Source organism: Vibrio sp. 1CM2L, from assembly GCF_023161695.1.
Classification (GTDB): domain Bacteria; phylum Pseudomonadota; class Gammaproteobacteria; order Enterobacterales; family Vibrionaceae; genus Vibrio; species Vibrio coralliirubri.
In genome coordinates, this window is sequence record NZ_JALNTT010000003.1 from 625,980 (window position 1) to 642,555 (window position 16,576).

At 44.4% G+C, this 16,576-nt stretch carries 15 protein-coding genes; 6 read left to right on the top strand and 9 right to left on the bottom strand.

What is annotated here, in order from left to right; translation table 11 throughout:
- Positions 1-144 precede the first annotated feature (144 nt).
- Positions 145-1,053: a dienelactone hydrolase family protein gene (locus MSG34_RS12780; RefSeq protein WP_248337711.1), complete on the bottom strand. Its 909-nt coding sequence runs from the start codon at positions 1,051-1,053 to the stop codon at positions 145-147.
- Positions 1,054-1,390: 337 nt separating this feature from the next.
- Here MSG34_RS12780 and MSG34_RS12785 point away from each other — a divergent pair, with 337 nt between their 5' ends.
- Complete coding sequence (locus MSG34_RS12785; RefSeq protein WP_248337713.1) at positions 1,391-2,017, top strand: type II secretion system protein GspG; 627 nt, start codon at positions 1,391-1,393, stop codon at positions 2,015-2,017.
- 11 nt (positions 2,018-2,028) lie between these two features.
- Here MSG34_RS12785 and MSG34_RS12790 read toward each other — a convergent pair whose 3' ends face one another.
- Positions 2,029-2,484: an Lrp/AsnC family transcriptional regulator gene (locus MSG34_RS12790; RefSeq protein ID WP_122082511.1), complete on the bottom strand. Its 456-nt coding sequence runs from the start codon at positions 2,482-2,484 to the stop codon at positions 2,029-2,031.
- A gap of 142 nt (positions 2,485-2,626) precedes the next feature.
- On the opposite strand from MSG34_RS12790, the gene MSG34_RS12795 reads away from it, so the two are divergent.
- Complete coding sequence (locus MSG34_RS12795) at positions 2,627-4,438, top strand: PLP-dependent transferase (protein WP_248337714.1); 1,812 nt, start codon at positions 2,627-2,629, stop codon at positions 4,436-4,438.
- Positions 4,439-4,575: 137 nt separating this feature from the next.
- Here the strand turns inward: MSG34_RS12795 and MSG34_RS12800 are convergent, their stop codons facing one another.
- The gene (locus MSG34_RS12800; RefSeq protein WP_048611711.1) at positions 4,576-4,818 is read right to left on the bottom strand and encodes a hypothetical protein; all 243 of its coding nucleotides are present in this window, start codon (positions 4,816-4,818) and stop codon (positions 4,576-4,578) included.
- A 407-nt stretch (positions 4,819-5,225) separates the two neighbouring features.
- Here MSG34_RS12800 and MSG34_RS12805 point away from each other — a divergent pair, with 407 nt between their 5' ends.
- On the top strand, positions 5,226-6,275 hold the full coding sequence (locus MSG34_RS12805; RefSeq protein ID WP_050634529.1) for an HlyD family secretion protein: 1,050 nt from the start codon (positions 5,226-5,228) through the stop codon (positions 6,273-6,275).
- A 12-nt stretch (positions 6,276-6,287) separates the two neighbouring features.
- The gene (locus MSG34_RS12810) at positions 6,288-7,310 is read left to right on the top strand and encodes a DUF2955 domain-containing protein (protein ID WP_248337715.1); all 1,023 of its coding nucleotides are present in this window, start codon (positions 6,288-6,290) and stop codon (positions 7,308-7,310) included.
- On the opposite strand, the gene MSG34_RS12815 is transcribed toward MSG34_RS12810, so the two are convergent.
- Complete coding sequence (locus MSG34_RS12815) at positions 7,307-8,191, bottom strand: LysR family transcriptional regulator (RefSeq protein WP_248337716.1); 885 nt, start codon at positions 8,189-8,191, stop codon at positions 7,307-7,309. The two genes, MSG34_RS12810 and MSG34_RS12815, sit on opposite strands and share 4 nt — an antisense overlap.
- A gap of 164 nt (positions 8,192-8,355) precedes the next feature.
- Between MSG34_RS12815 and MSG34_RS12820 the strand changes: the two genes are divergently transcribed.
- Positions 8,356-8,856: a nuclear transport factor 2 family protein gene (locus tag MSG34_RS12820; protein WP_048609116.1), complete on the top strand. Its 501-nt coding sequence runs from the start codon at positions 8,356-8,358 to the stop codon at positions 8,854-8,856.
- A 201-nt stretch (positions 8,857-9,057) separates the two neighbouring features.
- Positions 9,058-9,804: a nuclear transport factor 2 family protein gene (locus MSG34_RS12825; RefSeq protein WP_248337717.1), complete on the top strand. Its 747-nt coding sequence runs from the start codon at positions 9,058-9,060 to the stop codon at positions 9,802-9,804.
- 157 nt (positions 9,805-9,961) lie between these two features.
- Here MSG34_RS12825 and MSG34_RS12830 read toward each other — a convergent pair whose 3' ends face one another.
- The 5 genes from MSG34_RS12830 to MSG34_RS12850 form a co-directional block, all read right to left on the bottom strand.
- Positions 9,962-11,104: a GGDEF domain-containing protein gene (locus tag MSG34_RS12830; RefSeq protein ID WP_248337719.1), complete on the bottom strand. Its 1,143-nt coding sequence runs from the start codon at positions 11,102-11,104 to the stop codon at positions 9,962-9,964.
- Positions 11,105-11,281: 177 nt separating this feature from the next.
- Complete coding sequence (locus tag MSG34_RS12835; RefSeq protein WP_248337721.1) at positions 11,282-11,659, bottom strand: hypothetical protein; 378 nt, start codon at positions 11,657-11,659, stop codon at positions 11,282-11,284.
- 262 nt (positions 11,660-11,921) lie between these two features.
- Positions 11,922-13,091, bottom strand: a complete 1,170-nt coding sequence (locus MSG34_RS12840) for an MFS transporter (protein WP_248337723.1) — start codon at positions 13,089-13,091, stop codon at positions 11,922-11,924.
- Positions 13,092-13,219: 128 nt separating this feature from the next.
- Positions 13,220-14,128, bottom strand: a complete 909-nt coding sequence (locus tag MSG34_RS12845; protein ID WP_248337725.1) for a LysR family transcriptional regulator — start codon at positions 14,126-14,128, stop codon at positions 13,220-13,222.
- A 200-nt stretch (positions 14,129-14,328) separates the two neighbouring features.
- On the bottom strand, positions 14,329-16,401 hold the full coding sequence (locus MSG34_RS12850; protein WP_248337727.1) for an FUSC family protein: 2,073 nt from the start codon (positions 16,399-16,401) through the stop codon (positions 14,329-14,331).
- Positions 16,402-16,576 lie beyond the last annotated feature (175 nt).

Here is a 16,576-nt window from a genome sequence, read left to right on the forward strand (position 1 = left end):
CTACACCCTGAGTAACCTCATGGTGGTAGTGGTGGTTTTTGCATTTAGGTCAATTCTGTTCATAGGACAAATTAGTAACACCTTCCAGATAACTGCACAATGTAAATTTAGATTCCACAACAGATCAAATTACTCTATTGCCTATTAAGAAAGCTTTTGGTTAAAGAACTCAAGTGTACGTTTCCAAGCTAACTCTGCTTCTTCTTCAGCATAGCGGCCAGTTGAATCGTTATGGAAGCCATGGTTCACGCCGTCATAGATGTAAGCGGTGTAGTCTGCTTGGTTCTCTTTGAGTTCGGCTTCATAGTCTGGCCAAGTTGCGTTCACGCGTTTATCGATTCCTGCAAATTGGATCAGCAAGGGGCCTTTAACGTTCTTTCTCAAATCTGGTGCGGCAGGAGTACCATAAAAGGGAACGCCCGCATCGAGTTGTTCTGGCATGACAGCCGCTAACATATTCACGATATAGCCACCGAAGCAGAAACCGACTGCGCCTAGCTTGCCGTTACTTTTTTCATGGGATTTCAAGAAGTTTGCGGCTGCGATAAAGTCTTCTTCGATTTTCTCTCGTGATAGCGACTTCTGCATTGTTCGACCCTCATCATCATTACCTGGATACCCACCAAGCGAATAGAGTGCATCAGGTGCAAACGCAATAAAACCCGCTGCTGCGAGTCGTCTTGCCACATCCTTTATGTATGGGTTTAAGCCTCTATTTTCATGAATGACCAATACAACAGGGGCATTGCCCTCTAACTCTTTGGGTACAACCAAGTAACCATAGCCTTCGCCGTGTCCTTTAGGTGAAGAAAACTTCTCGTAGGTTGCTTTGATGGAAGGAGCATTGAAAGAGACTTGCTCTGCCTGCGCATAATTAGGAATCAATGCAGAAGTTAGCGTCGTCATGGTTAAGCCAAGTACAGCTAGCCCAGATAGACGAGCCATAAACTCTCTGCGATCAATCAGGCCGTGTGCATATTCGTCGTACCAATCAAATGCTTCTTGAGGGATAGATCGAGTCGGCGTTGATTGAGATTCGGTATTTGGATTCATAACTTTTCCTTGTTGTGAGTTGTTTGACCAATCAACTATAGAAGATATTTCAATTTAATTGAACGATCGCTCAATAATTTTCGAGCTATTTGTTATATCAAAGTACAAAAATTAAATGACAGTCAGATAAAACGATCACTTCGAATCGATTCCCATCGCTTTGGTTTGTTTTACGGAGGTTCTAGCTCTAAGTTGGGCACATCAGAGATAGGTCTATTTGCCACAGATATGGACAAGTACGTTTCAATGCAAAACGCTTGATTTTACTCTGGTATAATCTTTTCCACAGGGACGACCTTAGCGTTATCAGAACCTTCTTGATGAGAGATAAAAATAGATGTTGAAACTTTTGCGTCAGATAAAAAAATGGAAACTTGTAACGTTTGGCTTACTGATGTTCATTGCCGCTTTTTTTATCTACAACCCGTTCGGGAACCGAATGTCCCGTGTCGACGAGGCAAAATTTCTAATCGGCCAACTTAATACTGTTTTGGATGCTGCTGAGCAATATTCTCGTGATAATGGCTCTCTGCCTCCCATCACTTCCGATACCGACACGAACTTCGGCTACTTAAACATCAATCACTTAATTGAAAATCCGGGCTTATCAACATGGCAAGGGCCATATCTACCTTATGACGATACATGGATAGGTGGCGATCAGTACATCGACCACCCAGATTACATAGCAACGCAATTACTGCTTAAGGAGAAGGATAGTCTTTGGGTAAGAGGAAGCTCCGAGACCGGTTGCGAATCGTCGTCATCCACTTGCTCTGTTGCGGCTTGTATTTGGTTGGTGCCAACAAAAGTCGCACAAGAAATTAATCAGATGGTAGACGGCAGTTCGAGCATAGAAAGCTCTGATGCGATAGGAAAAATACGTTACGACAAAGCTTTTGGCGGCGCACTTATCTGTATGATTGGAGACGACTATCCAATGCCATCAGCACAGCTAAATTAAGTCGTTTCTAATTATCTCACTGGCAACTTAGTCTTGGTTTTGACCTGCCCAAACGCGAAGCTCGATTCAATAGAAGCAATATTAGGCAGGCGAGTTAGTTGTTTGCGGATGAACTGCTCGTAGCTTTTGAGTGATTCACTGACGACATGCAATAGGTAGTCGTGATTGCCTGTCATCAAAAAACACTCTAACACCTCGTCAATCACTTCAATGTGCTTCTCGAAGTCTCGCATGTTCTCTTCTGTCGGCTTTTCAAGCTTCACCAACACAAACACATTCACAGGTAAGCCACACGCTTCTTGATCTACGCTAGCGTGGTAGCCACGAATGATCCCTTGTTTCTCTAATGCTCGAACTCGACGTAAACAAGGAGAGGGCGACAGTGCCACTCGATCGGCCAACTCTTGATTAGTCAGCCGAGCGTTGTTTTGCAGTTCAGCCAGTATTTTCTTGTCGATCTCATCCATTAGCATAATCCATCAATATTGAATTTAGTTTGGCAATATTATTGCTCAAAGTGTATGTCTTACTGCGCAAATAGCAATTTTTAACATCTGCCCAAAACTAAAATTAAAAGAGGAACAATAAGCATGGAATGACTTAGGAATTATGAATACTTCAACTCAACTTAGCCCGCTGCGTAAAACAACCAAACATGAACAAGCAGAAGCCCTTGCCATTGAGCAAGCAAAGCATTTTGGTATCGACCCAAACAGTGATTACGGCGTCACGCTGATTGAACTGGCGACGACACTGTACCAAGCCAATACCAAGACTCACGATCTTTGGGCACTGACGGTTGATGGACTTTCAGAACTCGACAAGAGTGACCGAATCGCTTGGTTTAACGCCAAACGTTTCTTGTCATTCCAGATCGCTAAGATCCTCGATAATCTGCAAAACCCAATGCGTGCTACTTACCAATCTATTGCCACCAATAATGGCAATTTTGCGTCTAAAGGCGCTTATCCTATCTTCGATAATGTTGCCGCTATTTTCTCTGCCAGCCCTGTTATTACACGCACTGCTACCTATTTGTTTGCGTGTACAGAATGGATTGAAGATGCGTTCAACGGTAAAGAGCCGCTGCACGATATTTACTCTCGACTGCTTAACCCAACATCGATTTCACTGGCTAACCATATGGTTGATATTGAGGCAGGCTCTAGAGCCAACGAATACCTCGCATGGAACTTTAACTCGGGTATGGCGGCTATTGATGGGTTGTTGAGCCACTTGCTCGGGCATGAAGACATTGTATTGGCTTCACGCAATATCTACGGCGGTTCTTACCAGCTGTTGGAAGATTGGTTTGGCAAGCCGTCGAACCTTAATGTCGCGGTAGAGTGGGTGGATGGTTACTCCGGTGATGAGTTTGCGACTCGCCTTGATGAAGTTGCTGATAAATACGCAGATCGTCTAGCCGCAGGTAAGAAAATCTACGTTTACCTAGAGTCACCGTGTAACCCGCATGGGTACGTGTTAGATGTGGCTAGCATCAGTAAAGCTGGTCACTCTCGTGGCTGGGATGTAATTGTCGACTCGACAGTGGGCACGCCATTACTGCACCCAGTACTAAAACGTGATGATGTGATGGAAAGGCCAGATTATGTGATTCACTCCTACACCAAAGAACTGGCGGGTTCTGGCACCACAACTGCTGGGGTTGTGATTGGTCGCAATGAGACTATGTTTGTGCCAAAAGGAGAGGATGTCACTTTCACCAAGCCCAACGGTGATGAGGCCAAAATCCCATGGAACGAAACGCTGTTTTGGAATGTGTACTACATTAAGGGCGCATTCTTAGATGCAGACAAAGCGTTTGAAGTGCTCAATGGCATGAAAACCTATGAGATGCGTGTAGTGCAGAAAACGATTAATACCCTGACTCTCGCGAAGATCTTCGATGCTCACCCAGACATCAATGTGTCGTGTCCAGCTTTGCCAAACAGCGATAACTATGAGCACTGCCAGAACAACATGTACTTGGGATTGCCAGCGGCGCTTTTCACTATTGATATGGAAGGTAACGGCGACCGTCCGCCAATTAATCGAGATGGCTTTAAACAGTTCTTCGACATGCTTGAGCCCGCTATCGGCATGCAAGTAAGTTTAGGGCAAACCAATACCGTGGCGCTGTGTCCAGCACTGACTACGCACTCAGAACTCAGTGATGAAGCGCTCAATGAAGCAGGCATCAAACCGACCACAATGCGTATCTCTATCGGCTTAGAAGACCCTAGAATGTTCATTGCTCATATTGTCGAGGCCGCGAAATTGTCGATTGACCGTAAGCACATAGATTTCTCATCCAGCTTCCCGAGTGGTGACAATATCGATGAAATCTATATGCAAACTTATATGGATGTACACCAGAGGTTTGTGAAGAGTTTGCCGAAGTTCAGTCAGCTGAGTCAGTAACTTAGCTCAGTAAGGGAAGTTGGAAAATCAGTTAGTTAAAAGGCAGTAAATAAAAAAGCACCCTGCTGACTTAATAGTCGGTAGGGTGCTTTCTCGATATAGAACCAAGTGACCATATTGGTTTACCAAGTCACTTACTATTTAGGCTGGTGGCCTGTCTTTTTCGCAAGCTCTTGCATAGCCTCGGCAAACGTTGTTGTTCCGCCTTTCGCTTTAACCTGAACCACCTTATATCCTTGGCTTTCCAGCGCTTGGCGCTCTTCTAAAACGGCTTTGTCATCTGGCTGACTGCCTTGCACAGGCTGATGAATGTAACATCCTTCTAATTGACCATCTTCGACCAGTTGGTGATGTTTCAGTGCATTGATATCAAAATTCATAGTAAGTCTTTTCGCTTTAAATGGAGAGTCTCTGTGGCAAAGGCCGCGAGTCTCTATAATTTTATGGTTTGTACAATAGGCATTTTAACCATAAGAAGCCAGTGCAAATTAAGCAATCCAATGGAATGTAACTGGGTGCGGCTTACTTCTTCTATCTCTTATTGCTCGTAGGGAAGGGAAGGAGAGGAATGGAATTCTAACGTTTCAATACACCCTTATCTGACCTTTTCGCTCAACCATTGAGCGAAATTGGTACAAATCATCAACCTTTCCAAATATGGAATTATCACTTCTTTAATTGGCTCTATTTTCCATTTGTGAATGGTTATAACCTAGTTTTCGTAGACAAGAGAATCGAATAAGCCGTGAGCGCGGCGCTTTATAACGAATGAAAATTAGGCACAAGCATGAACGAGAATTTTTATAGATACGCAATTTACACTGTTTTTTCAGCGGCAGCATTGTTCTCCGCTTTTTTAGTCACCTCAGATAATGTTTCCCCTTTCACCACTCAAGCGACTTTGTATCGTAACGTGGCGACCATTGCGCCAGAAGTGTCCGGTGTGATTACCGACGTCATGGTTAGTAATGGCGAGTTAGTTGAAAAAGGTCAGCCATTATTTGCTATCGATGCCAGTAGCTACCAATTGAAAGTGGCACAAGCGAAAGCCGAACTGCATCAAGCACGTGATTCTGACTCGGCGAAATGGCAGCAATTAGCAGCAGCGAAACAAACACAAAGCCAACGAGAGTTTGAATATCACAATGCGAAACAGAAACTCGCACGTAACCAAAAACTGCGTAACAAAGGACTTGCGACTGAACAAGATCTTGATGATGCAATCACCAATACACAAGTTGCGAGTAGTGCGGTTGAAGCTGCGAACGCGGAAGTGAAACGTATTGAAGTTGAGTTATCGACCCAAGACCGCACTGCAGCCATTGAATTAGCAGAAGCAAAACTTGCCAGTGCGGAACTGGATTTAGGCCACACTCAAGTCGTCGCGCAAACGGAAGGCGTCGTGACCAACTTACAATTGCAATCGGGCAGTTATATCACTCAAGGTACTTCATCATTGCTGCTGGTGGACGAAGCTCATGCGTGGATCAGTGCAGACTTCAATGAGAAAGGCATTGATAAGCTAACTAATGGCCGCGAAGTTTTGGTCTCTTTTGATGCGCTACCGGGCAAAGTCTTTACGGGTGAAGTAAGTAGCCAAGAGCGTGCGATTTACGACACCAATAACGCCAATGGCAAACTGTCTAGCGTGACCAATGATACGCGTTGGATCCGTGAGCAACAGAAAGTACGTACCCGCATTACCGTTAACGAACTGGATCCTTCGATGATCTCAGGTTCACGAGCGAGTGTGATTGTTGAAAGCGGTAATCCAATAATGCACGTTATTGGCTCGGCTTGGATTCACTTGGTTTCAATATTTCGCTATATCTACTAGTAGGAGATGACTATGTGGACATTCGAAAACACCGCACAGGGACATTCTCAACGTAATGAAGCGCTGCGTGTCGCACTTACTGTGACGGTTTGTATGGTGTTGGGAAAGCTACTAAACCTAGACTCTCCCGTTTATCTGGCATTGTATCCAACCATCATCATGACCAAGAACAAAGATTACTCTTGGCTTGGCCTGATCCGTACCTTGGCACCCACTTTATTGGCAGCAAGTACAGCGTTGGTGGTGACTGAGGTATTTTCACAGCATCCGTTTGTGGTGTGGACCATTAGCCTACTCTTCTTCGACTTTATGCGTCGTCGAGCTACTACGCCGGCGAAGAAAGGTAAAATGTTGATGCCAACATTCAACTGGATTTTGATTGTGGTGTTTGCTCAGCACACCACCATGGATATGCCGATGCGTATTCATGAAATTTTGGTATCCATGTTGATTACCATGGTAGTAGCAAAAACCATGGTGGCTCTGTTCCCTGTTGAGCAAGGAAGCAAGCCCCCTGTATTTAAAGAACAGCCAGTCACATTTGAGAGCAGAGCAATTTCACTCGCGTTGATTGGTCTTGGTTTGGCATTCTTGATGATCGTTGACATCATCTCAGCAACGTTCTGCATGGTGCCAGTGATTGCTGCTGCAACCCAAACCACACACAAAAGCTTTATCGACGTGGTTGACCGCCGTTTTCAAACTCAAGTAGGCGGCTGTGCAGTAGCCGTGGTGTTCACCTTGTTGATGGCAGGGCATCAGTCTACATTCGGTTACTACACCATAGTGTTGGGTTTATTTGCCTTTATGATCACCGCATCAATGGCCAAAGCGAAAGGTTCAGCCAGGGACGTTCATGCCGATGCATTATTGGCGACCATGCTGCCGATTCAGTTGTACATGACCAGTAGTAATTTGGGGTTGGAAAGTACCTTCCTGCGCGCTTGGGAGCTGACTGTGACTTTGTTTGTGCTGTGGGCTTTGTGTCATTTTGTTCGTAAGCCTACTGGTGAAGAGCCGGCACTCGTTCGCTAATAATCAAATCCGGCCAACCGATTATGGTCTGATTTGATTGCGCCTTTCATAAAATTAAAAAATGCTTTTACTCTGGCTGAATCTTCTAAATCTTTATGAGTCATCATCCATAGGTCTGTATTTTGGTGCATCACTTCCATATCTACTCTGTGCAGAGTTCCCTTACTGTTACCTAAAAAGCAGGGTAAGTAGGCCAACCCTATCTGATTTTCAGCCGCGATGATCAGGGGCTCAAAAGAGTCGGCTTTCATGACAATTTTGTCTTCCGAAATCAGTTCAGAAACCTGTAGCGAAGCACTGCCTCTATGCATCATTAACCAAGAGGCAGACTTTAAGGGGTGCTTACTCTTAAGGCCATTTATATATTCTGGTGATCCGTAAACACCAAAGGCAATTTTACTTAACTTGGTCCCAACCAAATGGGCTGGCAACTCATTTGCTGGGCGAATCGCGATATCTGCATCTAGGTGTGAAATATCCAATTGACGAGATGTGAGGCTGAGTTCTAACTGAATTTTTGGATAAAGCCGATGAAAAGCAGCCAAATGAGTACCGAGAATGAGGCGAGATAAGGTATCGGTCGTCGTTATTCTTAGCGTGCCTTCTAGCTTCAATTCCTGTCCAAAAATCTTGTGTTCCAATTCTCTTACTGCGGATTCGATAGCGAGAGCTGACTCCAGAAGCTTTTGTCCTTCAACCGTTAGTTTGTATCCGGTAGGAAGTTTATGGAAAATTCGTAATTTGTGACGATACTCAAAGGTGTCAATACGACGTAAAACGGTGCTGTGGTTTACACCAAGTGCTCTTGCCGCGGCCGACAGGGATCCTTCATTCGCCACTGTTAGAACATATTGCAGGTCATCCCATCTTATGTTGTGCATTTGCGCATATCCAACGTGTTCAATTAGTGAGTTTACCAAAAATTTAGCACAGCTATAGTTATCTCAACAAGGCAACAAACAGAACTGAAGTTCAAAGCATGCACAGATGGCACTTCTAATCCCCCACTCATTGAGCTTCAAAATTGACAATCAGGAGAAAGAAAATGTTAAAGAAAAATCTACTTATCGGTCTAGCGAGTCTTCTGGCTTTCTTTCAACTCACTCCAGCCCTTGCAGATGAAACAAAAGCAGTCGATTCAGCGAAGACACTAGAAACGGCTCAAGCATTCTTATGGGCAGCAGGCTCAGGTGATATGGAAAAACTCGAGTCATTAATGGCCGATGATTTTGTCTGGCACAACGAAGGTGACGCCGACATCCCTTGGATCGGTAACTGGGAGTCAAAAGAAAAAGTGCTCAATACTTTCTTTCCTCTATTTGGCGCAGGTTTGAAAGTCACAAGCTGGTCAACAGACTATAGTTTTGTAAACGGCGACCAAGCAGTATTCATGGGCAGCATGAGTGCCATTGCGAATGAATCTGGTGTAGACACGGGTAAATTCAGCTGGGCAGTTCGAGTTCAGGTTGAAGATGGCAAAGTGAAGAGTTGGAACTGGCTTGAGGATAGCTACGCAGTATCTAAAGCTTATCACGCCAAACAGTAACCACAGTGACCAATTAGGTAGTGAAGGCTCGGTATGCTGTAGAGGTATATCGAGCTTAACTTGGTTTTGAATAGCGACGCGATGGTCGAGCCGATTGAACAATCCGGCAGTAAAAAGGACACCTGAAACTATCTTCATCAGGGTTTTCAGCGAACGAGCCAAATAACGTACTTTGGCACTATTAAGTTTGGAGCAACTATTATGAGCAATAAGCTAGCAAATGCGACTAATCTGTATTTGGAAGGTATCCGCGATGGTCATGCATTAGAGGCGGTAACGAAGTACACCGGTCAACGTTATACTCAACATAGCACTGGGGTACGCAACGGTATTGATGGTTTTGTTGAGTTCTTCGAACCGTTCTTAAAACGCTGCCCTGTTAGAGACATAAAGATCATACGCTCAATCGTCGATGGCCAATTCGTGTTTGTTCAAGCATTCCAAGACATTAATAATGGTGAGTATAAGTGGGTGACCACGGATTTATTCGATACCGATAGTGACGATAAAATTATTGAACATTGGGATGTGATCTCTGCCTTCGAAGCTCAACCGACGGAAGGGGAAGGTCGACTGCAAGGGCCAATCAATCATACTGACCTAGGTAAAACAGAAGAGAATAAAAACCTTATCCGTGAATTTTTATGTGATGTCATGGTACTAGGGCAGAAAAACAAGCTATCAAAGTACCTCCAGCACGAAGAGCTAGCTGTTTATCAAGCCTCAGATGTGAGCTCTTTGGAAAGTTATATTGGTGGCTATGACCATGTGTTTAAGATTGTCGGTCAAGGTAATTTCGTAGCAGCTTACAGCCGAGTTATTGAAGATGGTCTCGAGGTTGCGCGTTTTGATCTTTTCCGAGTTGAGGGCGGTCAAATTAAAGAGATATGGGTAAACCAAGAGCCCGTACCACCAAAAGCAGAATGGGTAAATGGCGGAAAGTTCTAGAGTCGCTTTAAGGGGGTTACGCCAATAATGCTATCGCTAAAACAAACCGAAAAATGCGCATCCTTGCTAACCTTACTTGTTGTGTGTGTTTAACTTGTTAAATCTTAGCCAACATGTTTTGTGATGGAAGAATATTTACACTGTTTTACAACTCGGCTTAACGCTCAACAATGCAATCGCGCCCTTGAGATTTTGCGTCGTAGAGGGCGTTATCTGCTCTTTTAATTAATGAATTCCAGTCATCGTTTATGAGGGCTTGAGTCACTCCAATGCTGACAGTATACGTGCCAGAAGTGAGCTCTTGATTGGAGTTGTGTTTTGCGTGGTTTCTTATTCTTTCAGCGATTTGCATTGCTTGAGTTTTATTCGCTCTAGGTAACATGACCACAAACTCTTCTCCACCATAGCGAAAGCAGAAATCGCTTGTTCGGCATGTATCTTCAAGAATTTGACCAAAGTGCTTAATCACATCATCTCCCTTGTCATGACCATAGGAATCATTAATTTTTTTGAAGTGATCGAGGTCGGCCATCAGTACAGAAATGTCACTCTCTCGGCCTGGTTGAACAAGCTTGGGTATCAGCTCTGCTAAGCCTCTACGGTTATAAAGGCCTGTTTGTTCATCAGTAATTGATGAACGATAGGTTTGCTTTAATAAACGATCAGTTAAGATCCAAAACACTGAAAATGCGAGGCTAATAATTGTGATTGTCATGATAACGAAAGACAATTTATGAATATCTGATATCAGGTAATAGTTTGAATTCGTTCCTTTGGTATGAGCAAGTACGCCCCTAATTGCCATATAGAGAATGTTGATAAACAGGGTCAGATTCAACAGGCACTTTGCTTCTCTGTTATCGTGCTTTTCCCCTGAATAGTTTGCACAGAGGGCTAAGATACATATTGTCACAACGAGAATACTTCGAGCCTCGATCCTAGAAGTAACAGAAGGCGCAATTATGGCGCTATAAATAAAGAAGCTAATGCCAAGGGAGCTAATGATGATTGATATTACGAGAAAAGACCGACTTGCTCCTCGTAACACGGTTATGCCGACGAGTAATAAACCAAAAGCCGTTGCGTAAGCACCATTGGAAAGAAAAACGATGGATTCTGAAGATTGAGTCACGCCGAACGAAAGTGGGGTAACACTGGCTCCTAACAGCAAAGCAGCATAAGCAATATAATTTACCCCTAACGTGGTGCCTGCGAGTATATATTTATGCGTTAACAACATAGCACTCGCGACAGTGGCTGCTAACAAAGAGGTATATATAGCTAAGGTGTGTACATCCATGAAATCACCAACAACGTAAAAATGAACTCTCTCAATTCAGTATTGCGCAATTTGTATTATGAATGTTTAGTAGTTAATCATTATTAAACCATATGCTGATGCAGATCAATTTATGCTCAGGTGCATTGGTAAGTGTCGGGCAAGGTACGAGCTATCCCAGAGCCCTTTGTTATACTTTTATTTTAAATTCTCTAAGCCCGATGTATCGACGCCTTTTAAGGTGTCCTTTGCTACGTCATCTAAATCCGTCGTTGTCGATTTTTGAGGATAACTAGCAGCGGCACCTTGACCGATCGCTGTTGCTTCCGCTTGTAGCTTTTTCCCCTCTGATTCACCTGCGATCCAGCCTTGTTTGTAGTCACTGTCTGATTCAAAACGCTTTCCATCTTTTATGTAGCTTTCGAAGCTATTACCGCTTTCTTGCATGCCGCTATGCCTACCATCGTGAAAACCTTGTATGTAAGAGGTGTTGTGACCACTCTCAATCAATGCACTATCACTTGTTCCGCATCCGGACAAAATAAAAACCAATAAGATTAAAAACAGTTTATTCATACTCAAAGCCTCGGAACTCAGTCGTCTAAATGATAAGGATAGACCAAGATCATCTCGCAAAGGCATAACCGCTCTCTAGTCGGGAAAGCTTGTTTGAGAATCATGACATTCAAACTTGAGATAGTAGAGTTACTACTGCCTTATTAGATGTTTAAAGATAGCAAATCACTGGTCGGCAATTTGCTATCAAATACAGAGTGACTATCCGTTCTGTATATTGGAAAACTTAAAACTTAAAACTTAAAACTTAAGACAAGACGACTTATTGCTTATTTGAACGGTTAACGCTAAAACTCAATATCACGACTGCAATACTAAAGCCCACAACACCAATCCAACCCGCACGTTCAAATGCCTGAATTCCCACAAATGAACCAAACGCACCACCGAGATAGTAGCCAAGCATATAAATACCGTTGATACGACTTTGAGCTTGTGGGTCAATTGAGAATACGCGTACTTGGTTCGATACTTGAGCGCTAAATACCCCAAGGTCGATGAGAATGATACCGACGATCAATCCAGCCAATGTGTCAGCGAAAAGCCCCGATATAACAAAACCAGCAGTAATAATAACTAACGCCATGCTGATCATGTTTCGAGAGCCAAACTTGCTCACCAGTGACCCTGAAACTTTGGCTCCAATGACTCCAGCAAGTGCAATAACACCAAACATTCCTGCCTGTTGTGCATTGTAGTTAAACGGAGATTCACTGACATGCAGAGCTAACGTCGCCCACAGCGCATTGAACGAAGCAAACCAAAGCGCGCCAGTTAAAGCGGAAGTTCGCAATGTCGCATGCTGCTTGATTAACGTGGCCATGCTCGCAACCAGTTTAAGGTAAGGTATTTTAGTTGTCGGTGTGTTCGTCGGTAAAAAAGCATACAGCAACACACCAAAGACCATCGCAATACTTGCTGACATCATAAATACCGCGCGCCATCCAAATTGCTCACCGATGAACCCACTGAGTGTACGCGAAAGCAAGATGCCCACAGTTAGGCCTGTCATTAATGTGCCAATGACTTTCCCTTTCGTTTCTGGAGTACTTAGTGACGCTGCAAATGGAATCAGTTGCTGAGTGATGTTGGCGCTCAAGCCAATCGCAAAACACGCAACAACCAGGGCCACTAAGCTAGATGCAGTAAACGCGACAAAAGATGACAACACCAACATGATAGACAAGATCGCTATTAGGCGTCTGCGAGGTAACGTGTCTCCTAAGGGCGATAAGAACAGCAGTGCCACGGCATAACCAATCTGACCGGCAGCTGGCACTGCGCCTAGCTGTTCGCTTGTTAACCCTAGTTCTGCGCCGATCTTAGGTAAGATGGGTTGGTTATAATAAAGGTTTGCAGCAGTTGCCGAGACAGCGCTCGACATCAGTAACAAACGTCCTGTGCTCAACACTTCTTTAGTCGCTTTTGACATGGTGACACCTTAACTTTGGTTCATCGTTTTAATGAATGATTTCGATGAGCTAAGTCTAAGGTTAGCGATTGAATAACAAAAATAACCATTTGATTTAAATTCTATACGAATCTGGTATAGATAACTTTCTAAGCCATGTTTTGTTGAATCGCCTCAATTTCACTCTGTACTACGGCAACAAATACTCTGGCCGTTGGGGATAGAGTGTGTGAATGGTGTGTCATCACTAATGGCATTTGTACATCCACAGATTCAAGGTTAACAAATACACAGCCCTCACTGCGTAAATCACGAATTGCATGCGGAGCGATAGAGACACCTAAGCCAGAAGATACTTGGGTTAACACGGTTTGCATGTTGTTGGGTTGCTTTTTTATATTTGGAGAGAAGCCAGATAGGTCACATTGAGTAATGACGGAATCAAATAATCCTACCGCTTGTTCACGTTCAAATAAGATGAAAGGGTCTTGCTGCAGTTGTTTTATTTGAATGGTGGAGTATTGCGCCAGCTCGTGGGTGACGGGCAAAACAGCAACAAGCTTATCTGTATAAATCGTCACCGAGGTGTAATCATCCACAAGCAGGTTCGGCAGTGGACGAGAGAAGCTAATATCGATCTCTCTTTTGTCCAGAGCTTCGATCTGTTCAGAAGCCGTCATCTCAACAAGATCAACATCAATATTGGGGTTTTCAGCAATATACTGTCGAACTAAACGAGGCAGAAAACTCAGAGTTGCGCCTCCAAGATAACCAATCGTTAAAGTACCAATACAACCAGAATAAGCTCGAATCGCGGACTGTTTTGCTTGTTCCGTTTGTTCGATGAGTCTAATCGCATCTTTAAGTAAGTGCTGCCCTGCGGCGCTAATGACGACTTCGCGAGATGTACGGAAAAATAGGCTCACTCCAAGTTCGTGTTCAAGGCTTGTGATATGGCGGCTAATGGCTGGTTGAACGGTATTCAACTCTTTTGCAGCTTTTGAAAAACTGCAATGTGTCGCGACAGCCACAAAGCTTTTTAGTACTTTGATTTCCATATAGCCTCAATATAAACCTAAGTGATAAAAAAGCGCTAACTTGCGCCTATATTGCTTTTATTATCAATCACAAAGACCTTGCTAGCAAACCTTAGGGTAATAACGTTTGCAAGGCTTTGGTCACTTGTGAGAGCGGGGCGATAATCCTACATATTCAGCTTTCAAGCTCTCTGTTTTCTCGCTTATTCGTTTTCGAGCTTTTAGTTATCAAGTTCTTCGTTGTCAAACTTTTCGTTTTCGAGATTGCGCCGAACTAAATCGTGCATTTGTTTTACTGTCATCAGCGCTAACCAGATGATTTCTTCTACCGAACGTTGCCCAGCAGCAGACATTGGATGTTGGGCTTCGGTTTGATTAGTGAGCGCGGGCAACTCATGGACGCGGTTATCACGAATGGTATTGATCAATGCATCCATCACATCATGAATCAAGCTCTCAACTTGTTGTGAGCCTTGGTATTGCGTGCCTTTCCTGACCAGCGGAATCAGCAAGCAGAGGTAATGGCTTAACAATCGATAGTGACTCAGCATATCTTCATAATAGTGAGGGTCGGCGCGAGTGTGTTTTGGCTCTTGCTGCATCTCGTTGTAAATCAGCTCTAGGTCGCTTTCGGCGGTTAGCATAGCGGCACGTTGCTTGGTTAGCGCAGTATGGTCATGGTGTTCGGTGCCAATTTGGAGCTGTTCGTAGCAATACACAAATAAGATTTTTGAACTATTAAGCGCTTTTAACGCTTGAGTGTGGATCTCTTTGCCTCGCCATTGCGGCCATAACAAGCTATATCCGAGCAGAACAATCGCACCACCGACTACGGTGTCGATAACGCGTGGCGCGGCAAAGTCGAGCCCTTGGTGCGCCATGGTCTGATACACCAAAATCAATAGCGCCGTAATACAGCCAATGGCTAGCGAGTAATGGCGCATAATATTAAGCATCGCGACAGGCAAGAGGATGACGATAAGCGAATACATCGCGGTCGTCGGTACACCAATGTGAATCAAAGAGGTCGCGAACAGCACACCAAGCGCCGTACCTAAACAGCGTTGCCACGTTTTACTGCGTGTTGCTAAGAAGCTTGGTTGAATTACCATTAGCATCGAAATCAGAACCCAATCAGGGCGAATCAATTCGAAGTATTCTGCAATTCCAGCACCAAGTGCGAACATTAAACCGACACGGGTAACATGACGCCAAATTGGATTACCTCGGCTTGGCAGGCGAAAAGACAACTCGAACGGCTGCACTTCAAAAGAACGTTCATAAGCGGGTTCATTAAGCTCAATACGACGAGAGATGTGCTTCACGGCGAATGCCCAATAACGAAAGCGGGGTTGGTCTTCGAGCTTGACCGCTTCAATCAAGTCGTCGGCTTCTTGTTGTAATGAACTTAAATGCTTCATCTCTTCGTTTGTGTTGAGCAGAAGCTGTTTGGCTTTGTGTCTTAACCTTTGCTGGCAATGTTGGCTCCACACTAATAGCAAGTCTCGCTTGTGCTTACTGGACTGAAATTGGCTTAATAGATCGGGATTCGTTGTGTGGCTGCTGATTATCACTTCAAACGTATCAAGCGCGAGGAACAAGGCTTGTCGGAGCGAGTTAGCGTCTTCTTGTTTAGATCTAAAAGATTCGGATTGAAGAGCCTGTTGGAACAACTCGATGAGTTGGTATTTGATACGTCTTTTCGGTGCATCACTTTCGCTACCTAACAAGAATGCTTGTCGATATTGGATGTAATCTGCCAAGGTTTCGTAAATCGCGGACAGACACACGCGCAATGCATAGTGCTTCCATAGCGCAAACCACAGCCAGCTAAACAGCGAAAAAGTAAGGGGGCCAAGTACCAACATCGGGTACAAGCTTAACGCTGTGTTGGAGTTATGAAGCGACAGACTGACCACAGAAATCAGGAGGCTAGACATGCCGAGCCTTGCCCAGAATGGACCGTTTACCGCCGCACTGGCTAGCAACGCACCCATTGAACCATAAGTCACCCATAAAGGCAGTCCGCTTTTCAGCAGAGCGTAACTGACGGCCAGAGTCATGCCCCAAGCCGTTGCGGTGATCGCAAAACGTGTCCATCTCCTTGGCCCTGCTGCGTCGAGTCCACTAATCAGGGCGGCTGGCATGGTCATCAGCGCGGTCATGGCGATAGTGGTTTGATTCGACAGCACCCCTAAACCGAGAAACAGCACAATGGCACTGGTGGCGCGAAGCCCAAGGTTAATGGAAGGGGAGTACCAGACTTTACGCAATATGGCAGGAGAAAACGTCATAGACCCTCGTTATTTGTTTGATCTTAATGAGTGTAACGCCAAATCTGTTTCCGCGCTGTCTTCAATCACAGATTGATAAATTAAAGCACAACAAACCTTTAGGTGAAATTCGACTCACCACACCTTCCTAGCTGAGTCAGTTGGCTCTATGCGTAAACAGAAGCTACATTTGATT